The organism is Streptomyces sp. NPDC025638, assembly GCF_055558775.1.
Genome location: NZ_JBVHLX010000017.1, coordinates 26,541 through 46,967 on the forward strand (window position 1 = coordinate 26,541; position 20,427 = coordinate 46,967).

Here is a 20,427-nt window from a genome sequence, read left to right on the forward strand (position 1 = left end):
GGCGCAGGCACTGACAGTGGCCCCGGGGGCTACTTGAGGGACGTGGTGAAGGCGGTCCAACTGGTTGGGCTGACCTGGAGGGTTGGGCCGGTTTCGGGGGGGTTCTTGGAGTCGCGGATGTGGATGGTGTGGGGGGTGGGGGCGACTTCGAGACACTGGCCGCCCTCGCTGCCGCTGTAGCTCGACTTCCGCCACGCGTACGCGACTTCGAGGCACTGACCGCCCTCATCGCCGCTATAGCTCGACTTGAACCACTCAAGTGCGGTGCTCATGTGTCTCCTAGCAGGCGGTTGAGCAGGCCCTTCGACTCTTGAGGGGACATGGCCTGTGACCGCAGCATCGCATACTTGCGCGCCAGGATGGACACCTCATCCGGGTCAGAAACCCACTGGCTGCCGCGCTGGCCCTCCGTGTAGGCGAGGTGCTGGTGATCGGGTGTCTCCAGCAGGGTGAAGGGCCCGTTCACTCCCGCGTGCGCGGAGGTGCGCGACAGGAACTGTAATGACAGCCCGGGGAGTTCGGCGCATTGGCGCAGCCATCGGAGCTGGTCCTTGCGTACCTTCTCGCATCCGAAGCCGAGATACAGCACCGGCTCCCACACCACGAAGCTCATCGTCGGCGGGCACTTGCGCTGCAGGATCTCCTGCCGTGCCACTCGGGCTTCCGTCTTGGTGGCGAGTTCGTCCTCGTCGTACGCCGGTACCCGCTCGCACAGCACCGCGCGGGCGTACTCGCGGGTCTGGAGCAAGCCCGGGACGACCAGCGCGTCGTACCAGGACAGGGAGATGGCCTCCCGTTCGTGCGCCATGTACTGCTCGGCGTACAGCGGGAACTGGTCGATCTCCGGCAGGTTGTCCACTCCGGCGCTCAACAAGCCCTTGGTGTCGAGTAGTTCGTCCAGCAGCTCGGCGAGGTCCCGTTTCAGTGGTCGTCGGCCCTGCTCGATCGACGCGATCGTCTCCTCGTCCACCATGAGCCGCTCGGCGAGCGCGCGTTGCGTGAAACCGGCCGCCCGGCGCGCCGTGGCGAGCTGCGCGCCCAGCATCTTCATGGCCGAGAGGTTCTTCTTCCGCGGAAGCTTCCTGGAGTTCATGCGGGTCCAACTCCCCACGCCTGCCCTTACGCGACCCCGTACGAACCCGTACAAATAATCTGTACGGGCTCACTCGGTGATCCACGCTAGTCACTCTGCGCGACCTTCGTCTCGTGAACGTCGAAACCGAACTTCCCCACCAGCGCGACCAGTTCTACGGCCGTGACCGCCGATCCGTGCCCGCGGCCAGGCGGTTCGCCTGGTGGTCGTTGAAGTACTGGGGACTCGACGACTGGGAACGCGCCGAGGACGTGTCGCTGTGCGTGAGCGAGCTGGCGACCAACGCGCTGGTGCACGGGGTACCGGCCGGGCGGGGCTTCCTGCTGCGGCTCCGGTACGACGGGGAGGTCCTGCGCGTCGAGGTGCACGACAGCGGGCCCGGCGTGCCGAGGGTCGCCGACGAGGCGGACGAGGGCGGGCGTGGGCTGCTGCTCGTGGCGGCGCTCTCCGACAAGTGGGGCGTGGGGGAGCGGGACTTGGGGAAACTGGTGTGGGCGGAGTTCGCAAATGACCGCGGCCCCGACGGTCACCAGTGACCGTCGGGGCCGTCGACTTCGTGCGTCGCCTCAGAGGCGCTCGGGTGTCCGGATGCCCAGCAGTGCCATGCCCCGGTGCAGGGTGCGTGCGGTCAGGTCGACCAGGAAGAGGCGGTTCTCCACGACCTCCGGCGCGTTCTCGGTGCTCAGCACCTGGCACTGGTCGTAGAACTTCGTCAGGTGCGTCGCCAGCTCGTACAGGTACGCCGCCAGCTTGTGCGGCTCGTACGCCGACGCCACCTCCAGGACCGTCTCCGCGAAGTGGTCCAGGTGCAGGCCCAGGGCACGCTCGGCGGGCGCCAGTTCCAGCTCCGGGTGGGCGGCGGGGCGGGCTTCGCCGGCCTTGCGGAGGATCGACTGGATACGGGCGTACGCGTACTGGAGGTAGACGGACGTGTCGCCGCTCAGCGACACCATCTGGTCCAGGTCGAACTTGTAGTCCCGCACCGCGGAGGTCGACAGGTCGGCGTACTTCACCGCGCCGATGCCGACGTACCGGCCGTTCTCGACGATCTCCTGCTCGGACAGGCCCACCTTCTCGGCCTTCTCCCGGACCACGGTCGTCGCGCGCTCGACCGCCTCGTCGAGGAGGTCCTCCAGCCGGACCGTCTCGCCCTCACGCGTCTTGAACGGCTTGCCGTCCTTGCCGAGGACCGTGCCGAAGGCCAGCTGGTGCGTCGTCACGCCGTCGTTCAGCCAGCCCGCCCTGCGTGCCGTCTCGAAGACCATGCGGAAGTGCAGCGACTGGCGGACGTCGACCACGTACAGCAGCGTGCTGGCCTTGTGGTTGAAGACGCGGTCCCGGATGGCCGAGAGGTCGGTGGCCGCGTAGCCGTAGCCGCCGTCCGACTTCTGGACGATCAGCGGGACCGGCTTGCCGTCCGGGCCCTTGATGTCCTCGAAGAAGACGCACAGGGCGCCCTCGGAGCGGACCGCGACGCCCGACTCCTCCAGCAGGCGGCAGGTCTCGGCGAGCATGTCGTTGTAGCCCGACTCGCCGACGATGTCCGGGTCCCGGATCTCCATGTCCAGCTTCTCGAAGACGGAGTAGAAGTAGATCTTCGACTCGTCCACGAACTTCTGCCACATGGCCAGCGTCCGCGGCTCGCCGGCCTGGAGGTCGACCACCCTGCGGCGGGCGCGCGTCTTGAACTCCTCGTCGGAGTCGAAGACACCCCGCGCGGCCTTGTAGAGGCGGTTGAGGTTGGACATCGCCTCCTCGCCGCTCACGTCGTCGGCCTTGTGGTCCAGCTCGTGCGGGTGCTCGTCCAGATACTGGATGAGCATGCCGAACTGGGTGCCCCAGTCGCCGATGTGGTGCCGGCGGACGACGGTTTCCCCGGTGAACTCCAGGAGGTGGACCACCGCGTCGCCGATCACGGCGGAGCGCAGATGGCCGACGTGCATCTCCTTGGCCACGTTCGGCTGGGCGTAGTCGATCACCGTGGTGCCCGGCTGCTCCGCGTACGGCACGCCCAGGCGGTCCGTGTCCGCGTACCGCGCGGCCAGGGTCTCGATGATCGCCCTGTCGCCGATCGTGATGTTCAGGAAGCCGGGGCCGGAGACCTCGATGTCCTTGATCACGTCACCTGTGACGACCTGGGAGACGACCTGCGTGGCCAGCTCCCTCGGGTTCGCCTTCGCCTTCTTGGCCAGCGCCAGGATGCCGTTGGCCTGGAAGTCGGCCCGGTCGCTTCGTCGCAGCAGCGGGTCCGCGGAGCCGGCGTCCGGCAGGGCTGCCGAGAGTGCCGTCGCGAGGTGCTGCTGGACTGAGTCGCTGAGGGACGTGACCGGGGCCATAGGTATGGGTGCCGTTCTCCTCGTGGGGATGGATAGACCCAGCCAGTATCCCATGGGAGGTAAAGCGGTTTTCCCGGTCACGGGTCGGTCTGGGAGTATGGAGGTCCATCAAGAGTTCCAGGACAAGAGGACGTGCCGAACGTGGCTCAGAGCACCGAGACCACCGACTGGGTCTCCCGTTTCGCGGATGAGGTCATCGAGGAGTCGGAGCGTCGGGCCCCGGGCAAACCGGTCGTCGTCGCCTCCGGGCTGTCGCCCTCGGGCCCCATCCACCTGGGGAACCTGCGCGAGGTCATGACCCCGCACCTCGTCGCCGACGAGATCCGGCGCCGCGGGTACCAGGTGCGCCACCTCATCTCCTGGGACGACTACGACCGCTACCGCAAGGTGCCCGCGGGCATCGCCGGTGTCGACGAGTCCTGGGCCGAGCACATCGGCAAGCCGCTGACCTCCGTGCCCGCCCCGAAGGGCTCCGCGTACCCGAACTGGGCCGAGCACTTCAAGGCCGCCATGGTCGAGTCGCTGGCCGAGCTGGGCGTGGAGTTCGACGGGATCAGCCAGACCGCGCAGTACACCTCCGGTGTCTACCGCGAGCAGATCCTGCACGCGATGAAGCACCGCGGTGACATCGACGCGATCCTCGGCCAGTACCGGACCAAGCCGAAGGCCAAGAAGCAGGGCCAGAAGCCCGTCGACGAGGCCGAACTGGAGGCCGAGGAGGGCTCCGGCGCGGCGAGCGAGGACGACGGCAGCTCCGGCGCCGCCGGGTACTTCCCGTACAAGCCGTACTGCGGCAACTGCGGGAAGGACCTGACCACGGTCACCTCGTACGACGACGACACCACCGAGCTGGCCTACACCTGCAACGAGTGCGGCTTCTCGGAGACCGTCCGGCTCAGCGAGTTCAACCGCGGCAAGCTGGTCTGGAAGGTCGACTGGCCGATGCGGTGGGCGTACGAAGGGGTCGTGTTCGAGCCCTCCGGTGTCGACCACTCCTCGCCCGGCTCCAGCTTCCAGGTCGGCGGCCAGATCGTCGGGATCTTCGACGGCAAGCAGCCGATCGGCCCGATGTACGCGTTCGTGGGCATCTCCGGCATGGCCAAGATGTCCTCGTCCCGCGGTGGGGTGCCGACCCCGGCCGACGCGCTGAAGATCATGGAGCCGCAGCTGCTGCGCTGGTTGTACGCCCGTCGTCGGCCCAACCAGTCGTTCAAGATCGCCTTCGACCAGGAGATCCAGCGGCTCTACGACGAGTGGGACAAGCTGGAGGGCAAGGTCGCCGACGGCTCCGCCCTCCCGGCCGACATCGCCGCGCACTCGCGCGCGGTGCGTACGGCGGGCGGCGAGCTGCCGAAGACGGCGCACCCGCTGCCGTACCGGACGCTGGCCTCCGTCGCCGACATCACCGCCGGCCACCAGGACCAGGCGCTGCGCATCCTGTCCGAGCTCGACCCGGCCGACCCGCTCGGCTCGCTGGACGAGGCGCGGCCGCGGTACGACAGGGCCGAGGCCTGGATCAACACGCACGTGCCCGCCGACCAGCGGACCATCGTGCGCGAGGAGCCGGACGTCGAGCTGCTGAAGTCCCTCGACGAGGCCTCCCAGCAGTCGCTGCGGCTGCTGCTCGACGGGCTCGCCGAGCACTGGTCCCTGGACGGGCTGACCCATCTCGTGTACGGCGTGCCCAAGGTCCAGGCCGGGTTCGCCGCCGACGCCACGCCCAAGGAGCTGCCGCCGGAGATCAAGACCGCCCAGCGGACGTTCTTCGCGCTGCTGTACCACCTGCTCGTCGGCCGTGACACCGGTCCGCGGCTGCCCACGCTGCTGCTGGCGGTGGGGCAGGACCGGGTGCGGGCCCTGCTCGGGGAGTAGGACGGCGTACTGATGTGAAGAAGAGGGGCCCTCGGCTGAGGGCCCCTCTTCTTGTCGTCGTACGGCTTCTTGTGCTCGTACGGCTTCCTACGCGATGTGGTCCTCTTCCAGCTCCGCGTTGTAGCGGTTCGTGAAGCGGTTGACCATGCGCTTGGCCTCCTCCACCGGGAGGGCGATGCTGAACTCCGCGTCGACGTTCTCGCCGAACTCGCGCGGGGTCGGGTAGCTGCCGTTGATCGACTGCTTGAAGACCTGGTAGTAGGCCTCCTCGTCCGGCTCGGAGCCGCCGCCCTCGCCGAGTTCGCGGGTGCGGCCCGGGCCCACCGGGATGGGGAAGCTGCCGGTCTCCTCCCCAGAGGGCTCCTGGTACTGCTGCGGCTCGTGCTCCTGGCCCTGTTCCTGGTAGTACTGCTCGGCCTGCTGCTGTTCCGCGTACCACTGGGCGTACTGCTGGTCCGGGTCGTAGGCCGGGTCGTAGTCGCCGTAGTAGGGGATCTGCTGGGGGTCGACCGACTGGAACCAGGGGCTTTGGTCGTCGGCGGCCTGCGTTTCCGGGTGCCCGGCGTTCCGGTTGGCGAACTCGGGGCGCTGCTCGCTGGAGGGTGCCGCGTTCTGTGGGACGGGCGCCGCCCCAGCGGCACGACTGCCCGCAGCTATGGCGGATGCGTCGACCGCGTCCGCCGCCGCCAGTTCCCGTGCGCCCGCTCCGGTGGACTGCGCCGGCGCCGGAGGCAGCAGGGCCGGTTCGATGCCCGCCGCCGCCAGGCCCGCCGGGGCCGTGTCCGCCAGGGGGACGCCATAGCGGGCCAGGCGCAGGGGCATCAGGGACTCGACCGGGGCCTTGCGGCGCCAGGCCCGGCCGAAGCGGGCCTGGAGGCGGGCCTGGTAGACGAGGCGTTCCTGTTCCAGCTTGATGACCTGCTCGTAGGAGCGCAGCTCCCACAGCTTCATACGGCGCCACAGCAGGAAGGTGGGCACCGGGGAGAGCAGCCAGCGGGTGAGGCGGACGCCCTCCATGTGCTTGTCGGCGGTGATGTCGGCGATCCGGCCGATCGCGTGCCGGGCCGCCTCGACGGCGACCACGAACAGGACCGGGATCACCGCGTGCATGCCCACGCCCAGCGGGTCCGGCCAGGCGGCCGCGCCGTTGAAGGCGATCGTGGCCGCCGTCAGGACCCAGGCCGTCTGGCGCAGGAGCGGGAAGGGGATCCGGATCCACGTCAGGAGCAGGTCGAGGGCGAGCAGGACGCAGATGCCCGCGTCGATGCCGACCGGGAAGACGTAGGAGAAGTTCCCGAAGCCCTTCTTGAGAGCCAGCTCGCGGACGGCGGCGTACGAACCGGCGAAGCCGATGCCGGCGATGATCACGGCGCCGGACACGACCACGCCGATGAGAACGCGGTGCATCCGAGTCAGCTGCAGTGGCGCGGCCACCCGTTACTCCCCTCCCCTTGCGTGTTGTTGCGCGCAACAGGGTGGCACATGAGTGCGGCGAACGCGTTGTCGGACTGCCAGGAGCCCGGTCCCCGAGGGGGCCGGGCTCCGGCAAAAAGCGTGGCTGAGCTGGGAGTTGTGTGCCAGGTGTGACGGTCAGCTCTTCTTGGACGCTGACTTCGACGGAGAGGCGCTCGCGGTCTTCGACGAAGATCCGCCCGCCGGCTTCGACGCCGACTTGGAAGGCGAGGGCTTCGTCGTGCCCGCGTCCGAGCCGCTGCCCGTGCCGTTCGCCGAGGTCACGGCGGCTACGACCTCCTTGGCCGCCTTCTCCGCGTCCTTCGTCAGGTCGGCGGCGTCGGGGGTCGACTCGCCGGCCAGGCCCGCGCCGTTGTAGTCGAGGGTGACGACGACGTTCTCGACGCGTGCCACGACCGTCGTCTGCTTGAAGCTGCCTTCCTTCTTCTTCAGGTCGTAGCGCACCGCCATTGCCTCGTTGCCCACGCCGGAGACCGGCACCGACTGTGAGTTCTTGGCGCCGGTCACGCCCTGGGCGCCCTGGACCTGCTTGGTGTAGTACGCCTTGGCCTGGCTCTCGCCCGAGCCGCGGCTGACATCGGAGCCGAAGCGGAGGAGGGAGACGTTGAGCCAGCGGAACTGGGAGCCCTTCACGCCGTTGCTGTCGAGGCTGTTCCAGGAGCAGCTGGCACGGGAGTCCACATCATCCGATGTACCCTCCTTGCCCGACTTCGAGCCCTTCGGTACCAGTTCGCCCAGAGTCTTGTTCGAGAGCGCGTCACACGCCTTCGGCAGCTTCTGGTACCTGGCCGCCTGCACGGTCGGCGAGGCGCTCGCGGAGCCCTTGCCGGAGCTGTCGGCGCTCGCGCTCTGCCCGGCGCTGCCACTGCCGCTGCCGTCGGAGCCGGAGTCCGAGGAGCAGCCGGCGGCGACGAACACCACGGGGACGGCGGCCGCGCAGACAAGGACGCGGCGGAGTCGCCCCGCTCGCCGGTCGCGCTGGTCGTCTCGGTCGTCTCGCTGGGCTGCTCGCTGCATGGTTCCTTCACTCATGACGCTCGGGGTTCCTGCGGTCGGATCGGGTCCGAGGGGCCACGGTACGCGGTGAGTGAGCTGTGCGGTTCCGGTTCACGCGCTTTGCGGACGGCCGCCGATGGGGTCGGCGGGGCCGTCAGCCGTTGAGCGAGTCGTCCAGCCGTCCGGCCAGATTCCGGGCCCTGTCCTGCATTTCCTTGCTGTCCGGGACCGTGCCGAGGGCCGTCGGCTGCTCGTCGCACTGGATGGTCACGATCACGTTGGACGTGCGGAACACCACAGTCACCGTTCGCTGTTCGGCCGTCGAACCGGAGCTGCTCAGCTGGTCGTCGAGGAACGCCTCGTCGCCGAGATCGTCGAGGGTGCGGGGCTGGAGGTCGGCCGCGGCGGCCTCGGTGGAGGCGGACGAGGACGAGGACGAGGACGGGCTGGGGTCGCTCGAACCCGATGCCGATGCCGACGCCGACGCCGTGGGTGTCGGCGAGGAGGTCGACGCGCTGGGTGCGGGCAGGTCGGCCGCGGTCTGCCTGGTGGCGAAGAGCTGCTCGGCCTCGTTGTCGTCGCTGATCGCGTTGTCGTAGGACACGACCCGCTCGAAGTCGACGAGCAGATGATCGGTGGCGTCGGCGGACTCGACCTTCCAGCGGCAGCCGACCTTGCGGTCGGTGTCGTACGTCAGCGTCGCCTCGCCCCGGTACGCGCGGTCCCGCTGGTCCGGGTCCGTGATCTGCTTGATGCCGGGCAGCAGGGAGTCGAGCGTGTCGTGGCTCACAGCGCCGCAGGGCTCCGGAAGCGTGCGGTACTTGCCGGGCTGGGCGGCGACGGTGGCCGTGCCGGGCTCGCCGGGGTTCGCGTTGTCCGTCGGACTGCTTCCGTCCGAGCCTCCGGTGCAGCCGGCCAGCAGAGCCGCCAGGAGGGCGGCGATGCCGGTTACGTATGCCTTCCGCTGCACGGGCAGGCTCCTCTCGACGGTGGGTCCTCCAGTGTCCCCGCTGGTTAATCGCTTGCCGCAGCGGGGCGCTCCCTGAAGACAATGTGTATCGCACGCACTGCTGTGGACGCCGGTCCCATGTCCTGTTTCGTAGACCTTGGCCCCGCTTTTGCGCTTTGCCGTCATTAAGACTTTTGCTTTGGTATCCGGGGGAATGAGGAAGATATGTCGTACGTGGAAATGGCGGGCGCGAAGGTCCCGATCCGTATGTGGACCGACCCCGCGACGGTCGAGGACGTCGCGCTGCAGCAGCTGCGCAATGTGGCGACCCTGCCGTGGATCAAGGGCCTGGCCGTGATGCCGGACGTGCACTTCGGCAAGGGCGCCACGGTCGGCTCGGTCATCGCGATGCGGGGTGCGGTGTGCCCCGCGGCGGTGGGGGTGGACATCGGCTGCGGAATGTCGGCGGTGAAGACGTCGCTGACCGCGAACGACCTCCCGGGCGATCTGTCCCGTCTGCGGTCGAAGATCGAGCAGGCGATTCCGGTGGGGCGGGGGATGCATGACGAGCCCGTCGACCTGGGTCAACTGCATGGGTTCGCCGTCGGCGGGTGGGACGCGTTCTGGGGGCGGTTCGACGGGGTCGCTGAAGCGGTGAAATTCCGACACGATCGCGCCGAGAAGCAGATTGGAACGCTTGGATCCGGAAATCATTTCATTGAACTGTGCACGGATGCGGACGGCTGTGTATGGCTCATGCTCCACTCCGGTTCCCGGAACATCGGCAAGGAACTCGCCGAGCACCACATCGGTGTGGCCCAGAAGCTGTCGCACAACCAGGGCCTGATCGACCGTGACCTCGCGGTCTTCATCGCGGACACCCCGCAGATGGCGGCGTACGAGCACGACCTCTACTGGGCCCAGGAGTACGCGAAGTACAACCGGGCGATCATGATGGCGCTCCTGAAGGACGTGATCCGCAAGGAGTTCAAGAAGGCCAAGGTGACCTTCGAGCCCGAGGTGAGTTGCCACCACAACTATGTGAGCCGTGAACGCTACGAGGGCATGGACCTGCTCGTCACCCGCAAGGGCGCGATCCGCGCGGGCTCCGGCGAGTACGGGATCATCCCGGGCTCGATGGGCACGGGTTCGTACATCGTGCGGGGCCTCGGGAACGAGAAGTCCTTCAACTCGGCCTCGCACGGCGCCGGTCGGCGCATGAGCCGCAACGCGGCCAAGCGCCGCTTCTCGACGAAGGACCTGGAGGAGCAGACCCGCGGCGTGGAGTGCCGCAAGGACTCCGGCGTCGTCGACGAGATCCCGGGTGCCTACAAGCCGATCGAGCAGGTCATCGACCAGCAGCGGGACCTCGTCGAGGTCGTGGCGAAGCTCAAGCAGGTGGTGTGTGTGAAGGGCTGACCTGCCCTACAGCCGCTTCTCCAGCAGTGTCACCGCGTACGGGCTGCCCGATCCGTCCTCCTTGGCCCTCTGTTCGCCGACCACCGTGTAGCCCGCCGACTCGTAGTAGGCGCGCAGGCGGGGGTTGGAGGTCAGGCAGTCGAGGCGGGCGTAGGGGCGGCCCGTTGCCGTGATGCGGGACTCCGCTTCCGTCAGCATGTGGCGGCCCGTGGCGGGTGGGGACGTGTGCGGGGTGGTCATCAGGCGGTGGATGTAGCCGGCGTCGGGCGGGCGGGGGCCCCAGGCCGCGGGGTCGTCCCACCAGAGTTCCCAGGCGCCCGCCAGGTGGCCGCCCGTGTGCGCCAGCCAGACCTCGCCCTCGCGCATCCGGGTGCGGAAGTGGGCCTCGTCCTTCTCGCCCGGCTTCCACTGGTCGATGCCCCGGGCCAGTTGCCACAGGGCCGCCGTGTCGCGGAGGCGGACCAGCAGGGCGGTGTCGGCCGGTGTCGCCCTGCGGTAGGTCAGCGGGGGCCAGGACGTGGGGGCCGGTTCCAGGAGGCTTGTGCGCAGGGATTCCGACAGTGCCTTTGCGTCCAGGCCCAGGGTGTCGGTGACGTAGGAGTCGATCGAGCCGTAGCGCTCCCGCATGGCCGTCAGGAACAGGTGCATCACGGATGCCGGGGCCCGGCCGACGAACGGCCATCTCGGGGTGCGGCCCTCGTTTCCGCGCCGCCAGTCGGAAAGGAGAGCCGGGGTGGCGAGTTCCGTGAGGGTGAAGTCCTCGATGATGGTCGGCTCGTCGATGCCGAGCAACGTCAGCACCATCGCCGCCAGTTGGCCCGTGCGGTCCTTGCCCGAGGCGCAGTGGAAGACCAGGGGAGTGCCGGAGGCGGCCGATTCCGCGATCAGCTCCAGGGCCGTGGCCATCTCCTTCGTCCCGTCCTGCGCCACCTCCAGGTAGCGCTCGGAGAGATAGGGGCCCGGGGCCGTGTCGGGGGACAGGGACGGCTGGTCGTACGGGCGGTGCTCGATGCTCAGGTTGTGGTACGCGAGGGAGGGGTGCTCGGGGACGCGGCCCCTGGCCTCGGCCTCCCAGGGGTGGCGCAGATCCAGCACCGTGCCTGTCCCCAGGGACAGGAAGCGGTCCCAGTCCTTTGTGCCCTCGGCCAGCTTGCCCAGGGAGTCGGCCCGGTACAGCAGGCCCGGGCGGATGCGCCGACGGCCGTCCGGGGTCGAATAGCCGCCCAGGTCACGGAAGTTGTGCAGGTCTTCGAAGGCTATGTGTCGGTCCACGCCTCAGTGTGCATGGCGGACGGCGTAGATCATCACGAACGCCACGAAGTGAATGCCGAAGAGGAAGTACGCGAGGAAGTACCAGACCTGGCGTTCGTTCTTCGTCTCCTGGGCCAGACGGCGCTTCTCCATGGACGCGTCCATGGCCCGGCCCGGCTCCTGGATCGGCTCCGGGCCCGTCTCCTGAGGCTCGCTCATCACAGCTCCCTGTGGACTTTGGTGTTGGACGCCTGGGCGCGGGGCCGCAGCACCAGAAGGTCGACGTTGACATGGCTGGGGCGGGTCACCGCCCAGGTGATCGTCTCCGCCACGTCCTCGGCGGTGAGCGGCTCGGCGACGCCCGCGTAGACCTTCTCCGCCCTGTCCGCGTCGCCGCCGAAGCGGGTCAGCGCGAACTCGTCGGTCTTGACCATGCCGGGCGCGATCTCGATGACGCGGACCGGCTGCCCGACGATCTCCAGACGCAGGGTCTCGGCCAGGACGTGCTCGCCGTGCTTGGCGGCGACATAGCCCGCGCCGCCCTCGTACGTGCCGAGCCCGGCCGTGGAGGACACCACGACCACGGTGCCGTCCCCGCTCGCCACCAGCTTCGGGAGCAGGGCCTGGGTGAGGTTCAGCGTGCCGATGACGTTCGTCTCGTACATCGCGCGCCAGTGCGCCGGGTCACCGGTGGCGACCGGGTCGGCGCCGAGAGCGCCGCCCGCGTTGTTGACCAGGACGCCGATGGTCCTGAAGGCCGTCGCGAACTCGTCGACCGCCGCGCGGTCGGTGACGTCCAGCTGGTACGCCGTCGCCGAGTGGCCGGCCGCCTCGATCTCCTCCGCCAGCGCCTCGATGCGGTCCTTGCGGCGGGCGGTGAGGACGACCCGGTAGCCGGCCTGTGCGAGCCCCCGGGCCGTGGCGGCGCCGATGCCGCTGCTCGCACCGGTGACGACGGCGATGCGGGAGGCGGCGGGCGGTGCTGCGGGGGCCATGGGCTGCTCCTCGGGTCCTCGTGCGTGCGTACGTTCGTTCCGACCAGGGTAGGCGGCGGTCAGCTCCCGCTCCTCGGCGCCCACATGATCACGGCCATACCGGCGAGACAGATCAGTGCCCCGGCGATGTCCCAGCGGTCGGGGCGGTAGCCGTCGGCGACCACGCCCCACAGGATCGAACCGGCGACGAAGATCCCGCCGTACGCGGCGAGGATGCGGCCGAAGTGGGCGTCCGGCTGGAAGGTGGCGACGAAGCCGTAGGCGCCGAGGGCGAGGACCCCGCCGGCCACCCACAGCCAGCCGCGGTGCTCGCGGACGCCCTGCCAGATCAGCCAGGCGCCGCTGATCTCGAAGATCGCGGCGACGACGAAGAGGGCGGCGGAGCGGAGGATGAGCATGCGGGCAGCTTCGCACGTGCGTGTCACCTGTTGGATGGCGCCTGCTCAGGGCTTCGCGTGGGATACATCCCTACATGGTGAGGACGAGGATGTTTGCTGCGTTCAGTGCGGTGCCGGCCGCTCTTGCGGTCGCGGCCGTGGTCGCCGTCGCCGGGCCCGTGCGGGCGGGCGGTGTGCCGGAGGCCGACCTGTCGTATCACGGTTCGGCGGTGATGACCGGGGAGCGGATGTACGTCCGGCTCACCCCGGCCAACCACGGGCCGTCCGCCGTTCCGGACTCCAGCGTGCGGCTGACCTGGTCGGTGCCGCTCGCGGACGGGCAGCGGCTGCCGGCCGGGTGTGCCCGCACGGGGGAGCGGGAGCTGGTGTGCGGGACGGGTGCGCTGCCCGCGGACGGGCTGGGACAGGCGACCGACGTCGGCGTGGTGCTGAGGGACAGTCCGCCGGAGGTGACGCTGGAGGTCGAGACGGAGTGGAGCGGTGGCACGGTGGACCGCAACCGGGGCAATGACCGGGCGCGGGTGCTGGTGCTCAACACCGGAGACGCGTACTCCTTCTGACCGGGGCCGGAGGTTTTGGCCGGGGGCGGGATCGGTGCGTCGTACGATCTCTGCACGACGCAGACGAAAGGGAGCAGGGCATGTCCGGGAGCGCGAACGGGACCGGTACCGCGCGGTCGCGGCTGCTGGACGAGCTGTCCACGGTCTCCCGCCGCTATATGGCGTCGTACGCCCTGTTCAACCAGGCCGTCGCCGACAGCATCGGTCTGCACCCCACCGACCTGCAGTGCCTGAACCTGCTCACGCTGGAGCGGGGACCGGTGACGACGGGCCGGGTCGCGGAGCTGACGGGGCTGACGACCGGGTCGGCGACCCGGCTGGTGGACCGGCTGGAGAAGGCCGGGTACGTGGTCCGGGAGCGGGACGCGGCCGACCGGCGGCGGGTGCTGGTGGCGACCGTGCCGGAGAAGATCGCCGAGTTCGGGCAGATGTGGGAGCGGCTGGGCGGCGACTGGTCCGCGCTCTTCTCCGACCTGGACGACGTCGAACTCGGCGTGATCGTGCGGCACATGCGGCGGACGGTGGAGTTCAGTACGGAGCAGATCGCCAGGCTGCGGGGGGAGCGGGGCTAGGTCCTGCCTTGTACGTCCTGGTTCTCGGTGTCGTACTGGTCGCGGGCCTCGCGCACCTCGTCGAAGTGGTTCTCCGCCCAGTCCTTCACGGCCGTCAGCAGGCAGGCCAGGCTGCTGCCCAGCGGGGTGAGCTCGTAGTCGACGCGGACCGGGACGGACGGGGTGACCGTGCGGGTGAGGATGCCGTCGCGTTCCAGGGTGCGCAGGGTCTGGGTGAGCATCTTGGGGCTCACGCCCGCGATCTTGCGGCCGAGGTCGCTGTAGCGCATGGGGCCCGTGGACAGGGCGGCGACCACGAGGCCGACCCACTTGTCGCTGATGCGGCCGAGGAGCTGGTTGGTGGGGCAGCTGCGGATGAACGCGTCGTACTCGATGCGCGCCTGCTCGCGTCGCTGTGCCGCGGTCATGGTCGCCATGGCTCACCTCCGGGGGACCTACGCACTCTGAGGTAACTACTTACCGATGGATAGTAGCTCTTCCTAGGGTTGCCGGCAGCTGAGGAGATACCGAGGCGATCAGCCCGACAAGGGGAGTTGTGAGTCATGCGTGCTGCTGTGGTGACGGCGTTCGGTGGGCCCGAGGCCGTGGAGGTCGTGGACAGTGAGGTGCCCGAGCCGGGGGTGGGGCAAGTGCGGATCAAGGTCGCGGCGGCGGCGCTGAATCCGGTGGACGCGGGGGTCCGGGCCGGTGCGTTCGGCGGGGCGGGCCAGGGGATCGGGCTCGGCTGGGACGTCGCCGGGACGGTCGACGCGGTGGGCGGCGCTGGGGGCACCTCCCTGCTCGAGCGAAGCCGAGAGCTTGGGGGACCGTGGAACGTGGGCGACGAGGTGGTGGCGCTGCACTACGGCATGGTGAAGCCGCTGGGCACGCATGCCGAGTACGTCGTCGTGGACACGGACGCGGTGGCCAAGGCGCCGGCCACGGTGGACGCCGTGCACGCGGCGACCCTTCCGCTGAACGCGCTGACCGCCGCGCAGGCGCTGGATCTGCTGGAGCTGGAGCCGGGACAGTCACTGCTGGTGACGGGTGCGGCGGGTGCGGTCGGCGGGTTCGCGGTCCAGCTCGCCGCGCACCGTGGGATTTCGGTGACCGCGGTCGCCCGCGAGGCCGACGAGGAGCTCGTACGGTCCCTGGGCGCGGCCCGCTTCAGCACTGGAGAGGTGGCACCCGGCAGCGTCGACGCCGTCCTGGACGCGGCGCTCCTCGGCGAGCGGGCGCGGGAGTGGGTGCGCGACGGGGGCGCCTTCGTGGGCGTCATCCCGGGCGCCCAGCCCGCCTCGGTGCGCGGAGTGCGGACCACCGCGGTGGAGGTGAGCCCGAACGGCACCCGCCTGTCCGAACTGGCCGACCTGGTGGACGAGGGCGCACTCACCCTGCGGGTGGCCGAGACCTACCCCCTGGAGGAGGCATCCAAGGCCCACGCCCGGCTGGGGGAGGGCGGGGTGCGGGGGCGGTTGGTGCTCGTCCCGTAGGGGTGGTGTTTCCGTGGGGGGCGCGTGCCGGAGGTGGCCGGGACGTGGGCCGGGGCGGCACCCCTGCCGTGACCCGGCCGGGGTTCCTCAGGGGGTCGTGCGGGAGGTGGCCGGGTTGGTGGCGTAGGCCGTCGGGGGTACTCCCACCGTTGCTGTGAAGTCCCGGACCAGGTGTGCCTGGTCCGCGTAGCCGAGGTCGGCTGCCAGGGTGGCCCAGGCCACCGTGTGGTCGGTCTCGGCGTGTTCCAGGGCCTCGTGGATGCGGTAGCGGAGGATGACCCACTTCGGGCCCACGCCGACGTACGCGGCGAAGAGGCGCTGCAGGAGGCGTACGGACATGCCCTCGGACCGGGCGAAGTCCGTGACGCGGCGGATCGTGCGGTCGGTGCGGATGCGGTCGACCAGGGTCATGGCCAGGTCGGCCTGGGGGTCGGGGCGGGGGTCGTGCGAGAGCAGGTACGCGTCGAGGGCGGCTACGCGGGCGTCCTCGTCGTCGGGGGTGAGGACGGGGGCCGGGTCGGTGTCGGGGAGGCGGATCCGTTTGCCCGTCCACCGCGAGACCGGGTGGTCGGGGGCGAAGGGGCGGTAGCCGCCCGGCCGGAACTGGATCCCGCAGACCCGGCCCCTGCCCTCCAGCTTCTGTGTGAACAGGCCGAGCCCGATCCCGGCGACCTCGGCGAAGGGCTCCTGCCCCTCGAACCGCTGGAAGACGATGTTCACGGACGGGTGCGGGACGACATGGGAGGCGTATGGCTGGGTCAGCTCCCAGTCGATCAGCCAGTAGTGCTCCAGGTAGGGGCGGAGCGGCTCCGCGGGCTCACGGCGGCGGAAGTCCACGCGCGCGAAGAGCTCCGCGGCGTCGACGATGCCTCGGGTGTCACGGCGGGGGGCGGCCATGTCGCGATCGTAGGACGGGGCACTGACAAGGGGCGGAATACCGGGGCATGGGTGACGGTTGGAGGGGTATAGTTGAATCGTCAACAACTTGGAGGATGAGCGACCATGCAGTTCGGGATCTTCAGCGTGGGCGACGTCACCCCGGACCCCACCACGGGCCGCACGCCGACCGAGCGCGAGCGCATCAAGGCCATGGTCGCCATCGCGCTGAAGGCCGAGGAGGTCGGCCTGGACGTCTTCGCGACCGGCGAGCACCACAACCCGCCGTTCGTGCCGTCGTCGCCGACCACGATGCTCGGCCACATAGCCGCGAAGACGGAGAAGCTGGTCCTCTCCACGTCCACGACCCTCATCACCACCAACGACCCGGTGAAGATCGCGGAGGACTACGCGATGCTCCAGCACCTGGCCGACGGACGGGTGGACCTGATGCTGGGCCGCGGCAACACCGGGCCGGTGTACCCGTGGTTCGGCCAGGACATCCGTGAGGGCATCAACCTCGCCATCGAGAACTACGCCCTGCTGCGCCGGCTGTGGCGCGAGGACGTCGTCGACTGGGAGGGCAAGTTCCGCACGCCGCTGCAGGGCTTCACCTCCACCCCGCGGCCGATGGACGACGTGCCGCCGTTCGTCTGGCACGGCTCCATCCGCTCCCCGGAGATCGCCGAGCAGGCCGCCTACTACGGCGACGGCTTCTTCCACAACAACATCTTCTGGCCCGCCGACCACACCAGGCGAATGGTCGAGTTCTACCGCAAGCGGTTCGCGCACTACGGGCACGGCACGCCCGAGCAGGCGATCGTCGGGCTCGGCGGCCAGGTGTTCATGCGGAAGAACTCGCAGGACGCGGTGCGCGAGTTCCGGCCGTACTTCGACAACGCGCCGGTCTACGGCCACGGGCCCTCCCTGGAGGACTTCACCGACCAGACCCCGCTGACCGTCGGCTCGCCGCAGCAGGTGATCGAGAAGACGCTGGGCTTCCGCGAGTACGCCGGTGACTACCAGCGCCAGCTGTTCCTGATGGACCACGCCGGACTGCCGCTGAAGACCGTCCTCGAGCAGCTGGACCTGCTGGGCGAGGAGGTCGTACCGGTGCTGCGCGAGGAGTTCGCCAAGGGCCGCCCGGCCGATGTGCCCGAGGCCCCCACCCACGCATCCCTCCTCGAGAAGAAAGAGGTGACCGCCGTATGAAGCTCGTCGTCGTCTCGGCGGGACTGAGCGTCCCGTCCTCCACCCGGCTGCTCGCCGACCGGCTGGCCGCCGCCGTCGACCGGCAGGCGCCGGTGGAGATCCAGGTGGTCGAGCTGCGCGAGCTCGCCGTGGAGATCGCGCACAACTTCACCAACGGCTTCCCGGGCCGCGGCCTGTCCGCCGCCCTGGACGCCGTCACGGAGGCGGACGGGCTGATCGTCGTCACGCCGGTGTTCTCGGCGTCGTACAGCGGACTGTTCAAGTCCTTCTTCGACGTGCTGGACAAGGACGCGCTCGCGGGCAAGCCGGTGCTGATCGCCGCCACCGGCGGCACCGCCCGCCACTCCCTGGTGCTGGAGCACGCCCTGCGCCCGCTGTTCGCCCATCTGCGGGCCGTGGTCGTCCCGACCGGGGTGTACGCCGCCTCGGAGGACTGGGGCGCGGAAGGGCTGCCGGAGCGGATCGAGCGGGCGGCGGAGGAGCTGGCGCGGCTGATGACCGGGCTGTCGGCTGCCAGGCCGGAGGCCCAGGGCGCCATGGATGTGGTGCCCTTCGAGGATCGGCTCGCGCGGCTCGCCAGTGCATGAGCCGACGGTGAGAGGACGGTAGGGGCCCGCCCCGGGTTGCCTCTGTGAGGGTGAGAGCCAGGTAAAAAGGGTGATCGTAGGCCCGCTCGCCCCGGCCGAACCGGCACCGGCCTTGGCAGACTGGGTCCGTGCCCCAGACTGTGCTGCTCGCCGAAGACGATCGTGCCATCCGTCATGCCCTGGAGCGTGCCCTGACCCTGGAGGGCTACCAGGTGACGGCGGTCGCCGACGGCGTGGAGGCACTGGCGCAGGCCCACCGCACCCCGCCGGACGTGCTCGTGCTCGATGTGATGATGCCGGGCATCGACGGGCTGCAGGTGTGCCGCGTCCTGCGGGCCGAGGGCGACCGCACGCCGATCCTGATGCTCACCGCGCTGGTGGAGACCGCCGACCGCATCGCGGGCCTGGACGCCGGGGCCGACGACTATGTCGTCAAGCCCTTCGATGTCGAGGAGGTCTTCGCCCGGCTCCGCGCCCTGCTGCGCCGCACCAGCCCGGTGAACGCGGTCAGCGGCAACGGCCTCGGCGGCGGCAGCGATCTGGCCAGGGAGCCGCAGATCTCCGACCGGCAGATCGAGGCCGCCGGGCTGCGCATGGACCTCCAGGCCCGCCGGGCCTGGCGCGGCCAGCGGGAGCTGGAGCTCACCCGCACCGAGTTCGAGCTGCTGGAACTGCTGGTCCGCAACTCCGGGATCGTCCTCGACCACTCCACCATCTACGACCGGATCTGGGGCTACGACTTCGGGCCCGGCTCCAAGAACCTGGCCGTCTACGTCGGCTACCTGCGCCGCAAGCTGGACGAGCCCGGCGCGCCGCAGCTGATCCACACCGTGCGGGGCGTGGGTTACGTGCTCCGGGAGGACTGAGTGGGCCGCCTCAGGCGGCTGCTGGCCCGGCGCCGGCCCAAGCTCGTGTCGCTGCGCACCACCTTCGCCGTGTCCTTCGCGGCCGTCACCGCGGTCGTCACCATCCTCGTGGGCATCCTGTCCTACGGCGCCGCCGCGCGGCTGGTGCGGGTGGACCAGCAGTCGGTGTTCACCCAGGTCGTGCAGGACGTGCAGGACGAGGTGCGGCAGCACGAGATGGTGCCGGAGGACTTCAGCTCCTCGCGGCCGGGGCACGATCTGGTGCGGCCCGCCCGTACCGATGTACAGGTGCTCGGGGCGAAGGGGCAGATCGTCGACCACGGGAGTCCCGTGCTCCCCGTCACCGCCCGCGACCGGGCCACGGCCACCGCCGGCGAGGCCGGCCGGACCGTCCAGTACAAGGACGTCCGCGTCGGCGAGGACCTCTTCCGCATCGCCACCGTGTCGCTCGGCGACGGGCGGGGCGCGGTGCAGGTCGCGCAGGAGTTCAGCGACACCGAGGACCTGCTGCGGGCCCTGCAGCAGCGGACGCTGATGCTCATGGCCGCCGTCGTGGTCGCCGCGGGGCTCTTCGGCTGGTGGCTGGCCCGCCGTATCACCCGGCGCCTGGTCGTCCTCACCTCGGCCGCCGAGGACGTCGCCCGCACCCGCCGGCTGGGCATCGAGGTGCCCGTCGCGGGTCTCGACGAGGTGGGGCGCCTGGGCCGCGCCTTCGACCGCATGCTGGGGCGTCTGGCCCAGTCGGAGGAGGACCAGCGCCGGCTGGTGCAGGACGCGGGGCACGAGCTGCGCACCCCGCTGACGTCGTTGCGCACGAACATCTCGCTGCTGCGGCGGATCGACGAGCTTCCGCCCGCCACCCGGGAAGAACTCGTCGCCGACCTCGGTCAGGAGGCGCGCGAGCTGACCGACCTGGTCAACGAACTCGTCGATCTCGCCGCCGGGCAGTCCGACACCGAGCCCCCGCAGCGGGTGGACCTCGCCGACATCGCCGAGGACGTCGTGGGGCTCGCAAAGCGCCGTACCGGGCGGCAGATCGTCCTGCGGGCGAGCGGCGACACGACCACCGACGGCCGGCCCGCCATGCTCCAGCGCGCGATCTCCAACCTCGTCGAGAACGCGGCGAAGTTCGACCGCGGCGGCGGGGCTCCCATCGAGGTCAACGTCACCGGGCCCGCCCGGCACGGCACGGTCCGCGTCGAGGTCCTCGACCGGGGGTCCGGGATCGCCGACGGCGACCTGATGCGCATCTTCGACCGCTTCTACCGCGCGGCCGACGCCCGCTCCCTGCCCGGCTCCGGTCTCGGCCTGTCCATCGTCCGTGAGGTGGCCATGGCTCATGGCGGCGCACCGTTCGCCTTCCGGCGCGAGGGGGGCGGATCGGTCATCGGGTTCACGGTCGGCGGCGGGATCGCGGGCGGGGGCGCGCGGGGCAGCGGGGCCTGAGCGGCGTCACCGCAGCCCCCGCTGCCACCGCCTGGCACGGTCGCGCACATCTCT

At 70.1% G+C, this 20,427-nt stretch carries 22 protein-coding genes; 10 read left to right on the forward strand and 12 right to left on the reverse strand.

Translation table 11 applies throughout. The annotated features are described in order from the left end of the window. Window positions 1-29: 29 nt before the first annotated feature. A complete protein-coding gene (locus tag ACZ4EG_RS35670; RefSeq protein ID WP_467793536.1) occupies window positions 30-272 on the reverse strand; it encodes a DUF397 domain-containing protein in 243 nt (80 codons plus the stop codon). Continuing rightward, complete coding sequence (locus ACZ4EG_RS35675; protein WP_467793537.1) at window positions 269-1,093, reverse strand: helix-turn-helix domain-containing protein; 825 nt, start codon at window positions 1,091-1,093, stop codon at window positions 269-271. Before ACZ4EG_RS35675 ends, ACZ4EG_RS35670 begins: the two co-directional genes overlap by 4 nt. A 113-nt stretch (window positions 1,094-1,206) precedes the next feature. Between ACZ4EG_RS35675 and ACZ4EG_RS35680 the strand changes: the two genes are divergently transcribed. Continuing rightward, window positions 1,207-1,629: an ATP-binding protein gene (locus ACZ4EG_RS35680; protein WP_467793538.1), complete on the forward strand. Its 423-nt coding sequence runs from the start codon at window positions 1,207-1,209 to the stop codon at window positions 1,627-1,629. Between the two features lie 30 nt (window positions 1,630-1,659). Here the strand turns inward: ACZ4EG_RS35680 and argS are convergent, their stop codons facing one another. Next, the gene (gene argS / locus ACZ4EG_RS35685; protein WP_453559306.1) at window positions 1,660-3,429 is read right to left on the reverse strand and encodes an arginine--tRNA ligase; all 1,770 of its coding nucleotides are present in this window, start codon (window positions 3,427-3,429) and stop codon (window positions 1,660-1,662) included. 132 nt (window positions 3,430-3,561) lie between these two features. Between argS and lysS the strand changes: the two genes are divergently transcribed. Continuing rightward, complete coding sequence (gene lysS / locus ACZ4EG_RS35690; RefSeq protein WP_467793539.1) at window positions 3,562-5,301, forward strand: lysine--tRNA ligase; 1,740 nt, start codon at window positions 3,562-3,564, stop codon at window positions 5,299-5,301. An 87-nt stretch (window positions 5,302-5,388) separates the two neighbouring features. Here the strand turns inward: lysS and ACZ4EG_RS35695 are convergent, their stop codons facing one another. The 3 genes from ACZ4EG_RS35695 to ACZ4EG_RS35705 all read right to left on the reverse strand — a co-directional run bounded on the left by ACZ4EG_RS35695 (window position 5,389) and on the right by ACZ4EG_RS35705 (window position 8,740). Further along, complete coding sequence (locus ACZ4EG_RS35695; RefSeq protein ID WP_467793637.1) at window positions 5,389-6,708, reverse strand: DUF2637 domain-containing protein; 1,320 nt, start codon at window positions 6,706-6,708, stop codon at window positions 5,389-5,391. 183 nt (window positions 6,709-6,891) lie between these two features. Continuing rightward, a complete protein-coding gene (locus ACZ4EG_RS35700; RefSeq protein WP_453559312.1) occupies window positions 6,892-7,806 on the reverse strand; it encodes a DUF3558 family protein in 915 nt (304 codons plus the stop codon). A gap of 118 nt (window positions 7,807-7,924) precedes the next feature. Then, on the reverse strand, window positions 7,925-8,740 hold the full coding sequence (locus ACZ4EG_RS35705; RefSeq protein WP_467793540.1) for a DUF3558 domain-containing protein: 816 nt from the start codon (window positions 8,738-8,740) through the stop codon (window positions 7,925-7,927). Between the two features lie 204 nt (window positions 8,741-8,944). Between ACZ4EG_RS35705 and ACZ4EG_RS35710 the strand changes: the two genes are divergently transcribed. Beyond that, on the forward strand, window positions 8,945-10,138 hold the full coding sequence (locus tag ACZ4EG_RS35710) for an RtcB family protein (protein WP_467793541.1): 1,194 nt from the start codon (window positions 8,945-8,947) through the stop codon (window positions 10,136-10,138). A 6-nt stretch (window positions 10,139-10,144) separates the two neighbouring features. On the opposite strand, the gene ACZ4EG_RS35715 is transcribed toward ACZ4EG_RS35710, so the two are convergent. Genes ACZ4EG_RS35715 through ACZ4EG_RS35730 form a run of 4 tightly spaced genes read right to left on the reverse strand, consistent with a single transcriptional unit; the run spans window position 10,145 to window position 12,782 of the window. Beyond that, window positions 10,145-11,410, reverse strand: a complete 1,266-nt coding sequence (locus ACZ4EG_RS35715; RefSeq protein WP_467793542.1) for a tyrosine-protein phosphatase — start codon at window positions 11,408-11,410, stop codon at window positions 10,145-10,147. Between the two features lie 3 nt (window positions 11,411-11,413). After that, a complete protein-coding gene (locus ACZ4EG_RS35720) occupies window positions 11,414-11,608 on the reverse strand; it encodes a hypothetical protein (RefSeq protein WP_453559480.1) in 195 nt (64 codons plus the stop codon). Continuing rightward, window positions 11,608-12,384, reverse strand: coding sequence for an SDR family NAD(P)-dependent oxidoreductase (locus ACZ4EG_RS35725; RefSeq protein WP_390711459.1), 777 nt, complete (start codon window positions 12,382-12,384; stop codon window positions 11,608-11,610). The genes ACZ4EG_RS35720 and ACZ4EG_RS35725 overlap by 1 nt, the downstream gene beginning before the upstream one ends. Before the next feature lie 59 nt (window positions 12,385-12,443). Next, window positions 12,444-12,782: a YnfA family protein gene (locus ACZ4EG_RS35730; RefSeq protein WP_467793543.1), complete on the reverse strand. Its 339-nt coding sequence runs from the start codon at window positions 12,780-12,782 to the stop codon at window positions 12,444-12,446. Window positions 12,783-12,871: 89 nt separating this feature from the next. On the opposite strand from ACZ4EG_RS35730, the gene ACZ4EG_RS35735 reads away from it, so the two are divergent. Together ACZ4EG_RS35735 and ACZ4EG_RS35740 are read left to right on the forward strand one after the other, a co-directional pair. Continuing rightward, window positions 12,872-13,342 (forward strand): hypothetical protein, encoded by a 471-nt coding sequence (locus ACZ4EG_RS35735; RefSeq protein ID WP_467793544.1) that lies wholly within the window; start codon window positions 12,872-12,874, stop codon window positions 13,340-13,342. Between the two features lie 80 nt (window positions 13,343-13,422). Next, window positions 13,423-13,914, forward strand: a complete 492-nt coding sequence (locus tag ACZ4EG_RS35740) for a MarR family winged helix-turn-helix transcriptional regulator (RefSeq protein WP_453559327.1) — start codon at window positions 13,423-13,425, stop codon at window positions 13,912-13,914. Here ACZ4EG_RS35740 and ACZ4EG_RS35745 read toward each other — a convergent pair. After that, window positions 13,911-14,330 (reverse strand): winged helix-turn-helix transcriptional regulator, encoded by a 420-nt coding sequence (locus ACZ4EG_RS35745; protein ID WP_467793545.1) that lies wholly within the window; start codon window positions 14,328-14,330, stop codon window positions 13,911-13,913. The genes ACZ4EG_RS35740 and ACZ4EG_RS35745 overlap by 4 nt on opposite strands. 126 nt (window positions 14,331-14,456) lie before the next feature. Here ACZ4EG_RS35745 and ACZ4EG_RS35750 point away from each other — a divergent pair, with 126 nt between their 5' ends. Beyond that, window positions 14,457-15,386: an NADP-dependent oxidoreductase gene (locus tag ACZ4EG_RS35750; protein WP_467793546.1), complete on the forward strand. Its 930-nt coding sequence runs from the start codon at window positions 14,457-14,459 to the stop codon at window positions 15,384-15,386. A gap of 87 nt (window positions 15,387-15,473) precedes the next feature. On the opposite strand, the gene ACZ4EG_RS35755 is transcribed toward ACZ4EG_RS35750, so the two are convergent. Continuing rightward, complete coding sequence (locus ACZ4EG_RS35755) at window positions 15,474-16,283, reverse strand: DUF6597 domain-containing transcriptional factor (RefSeq protein WP_467793547.1); 810 nt, start codon at window positions 16,281-16,283, stop codon at window positions 15,474-15,476. 105 nt (window positions 16,284-16,388) lie between these two features. On the opposite strand from ACZ4EG_RS35755, the gene ACZ4EG_RS35760 reads away from it, so the two are divergent. From ACZ4EG_RS35760 to ACZ4EG_RS35775, 4 genes are all read left to right on the forward strand, one after another. Then, the gene (locus ACZ4EG_RS35760; protein WP_467793548.1) at window positions 16,389-17,474 is read left to right on the forward strand and encodes an LLM class flavin-dependent oxidoreductase; all 1,086 of its coding nucleotides are present in this window, start codon (window positions 16,389-16,391) and stop codon (window positions 17,472-17,474) included. Further along, window positions 17,471-18,061, forward strand: a complete 591-nt coding sequence (locus ACZ4EG_RS35765; RefSeq protein WP_467793549.1) for an FMN reductase — start codon at window positions 17,471-17,473, stop codon at window positions 18,059-18,061. The genes ACZ4EG_RS35760 and ACZ4EG_RS35765 overlap by 4 nt, the downstream gene beginning before the upstream one ends. A gap of 140 nt (window positions 18,062-18,201) precedes the next feature. After that, window positions 18,202-18,927, forward strand: a complete 726-nt coding sequence (locus tag ACZ4EG_RS35770; protein WP_453559466.1) for a response regulator transcription factor — start codon at window positions 18,202-18,204, stop codon at window positions 18,925-18,927. After that, the gene (locus tag ACZ4EG_RS35775) at window positions 18,928-20,373 is read left to right on the forward strand and encodes a sensor histidine kinase (RefSeq protein ID WP_467793550.1); all 1,446 of its coding nucleotides are present in this window, start codon (window positions 18,928-18,930) and stop codon (window positions 20,371-20,373) included. Window positions 20,374-20,427: the final 54 nt, after the last annotated feature.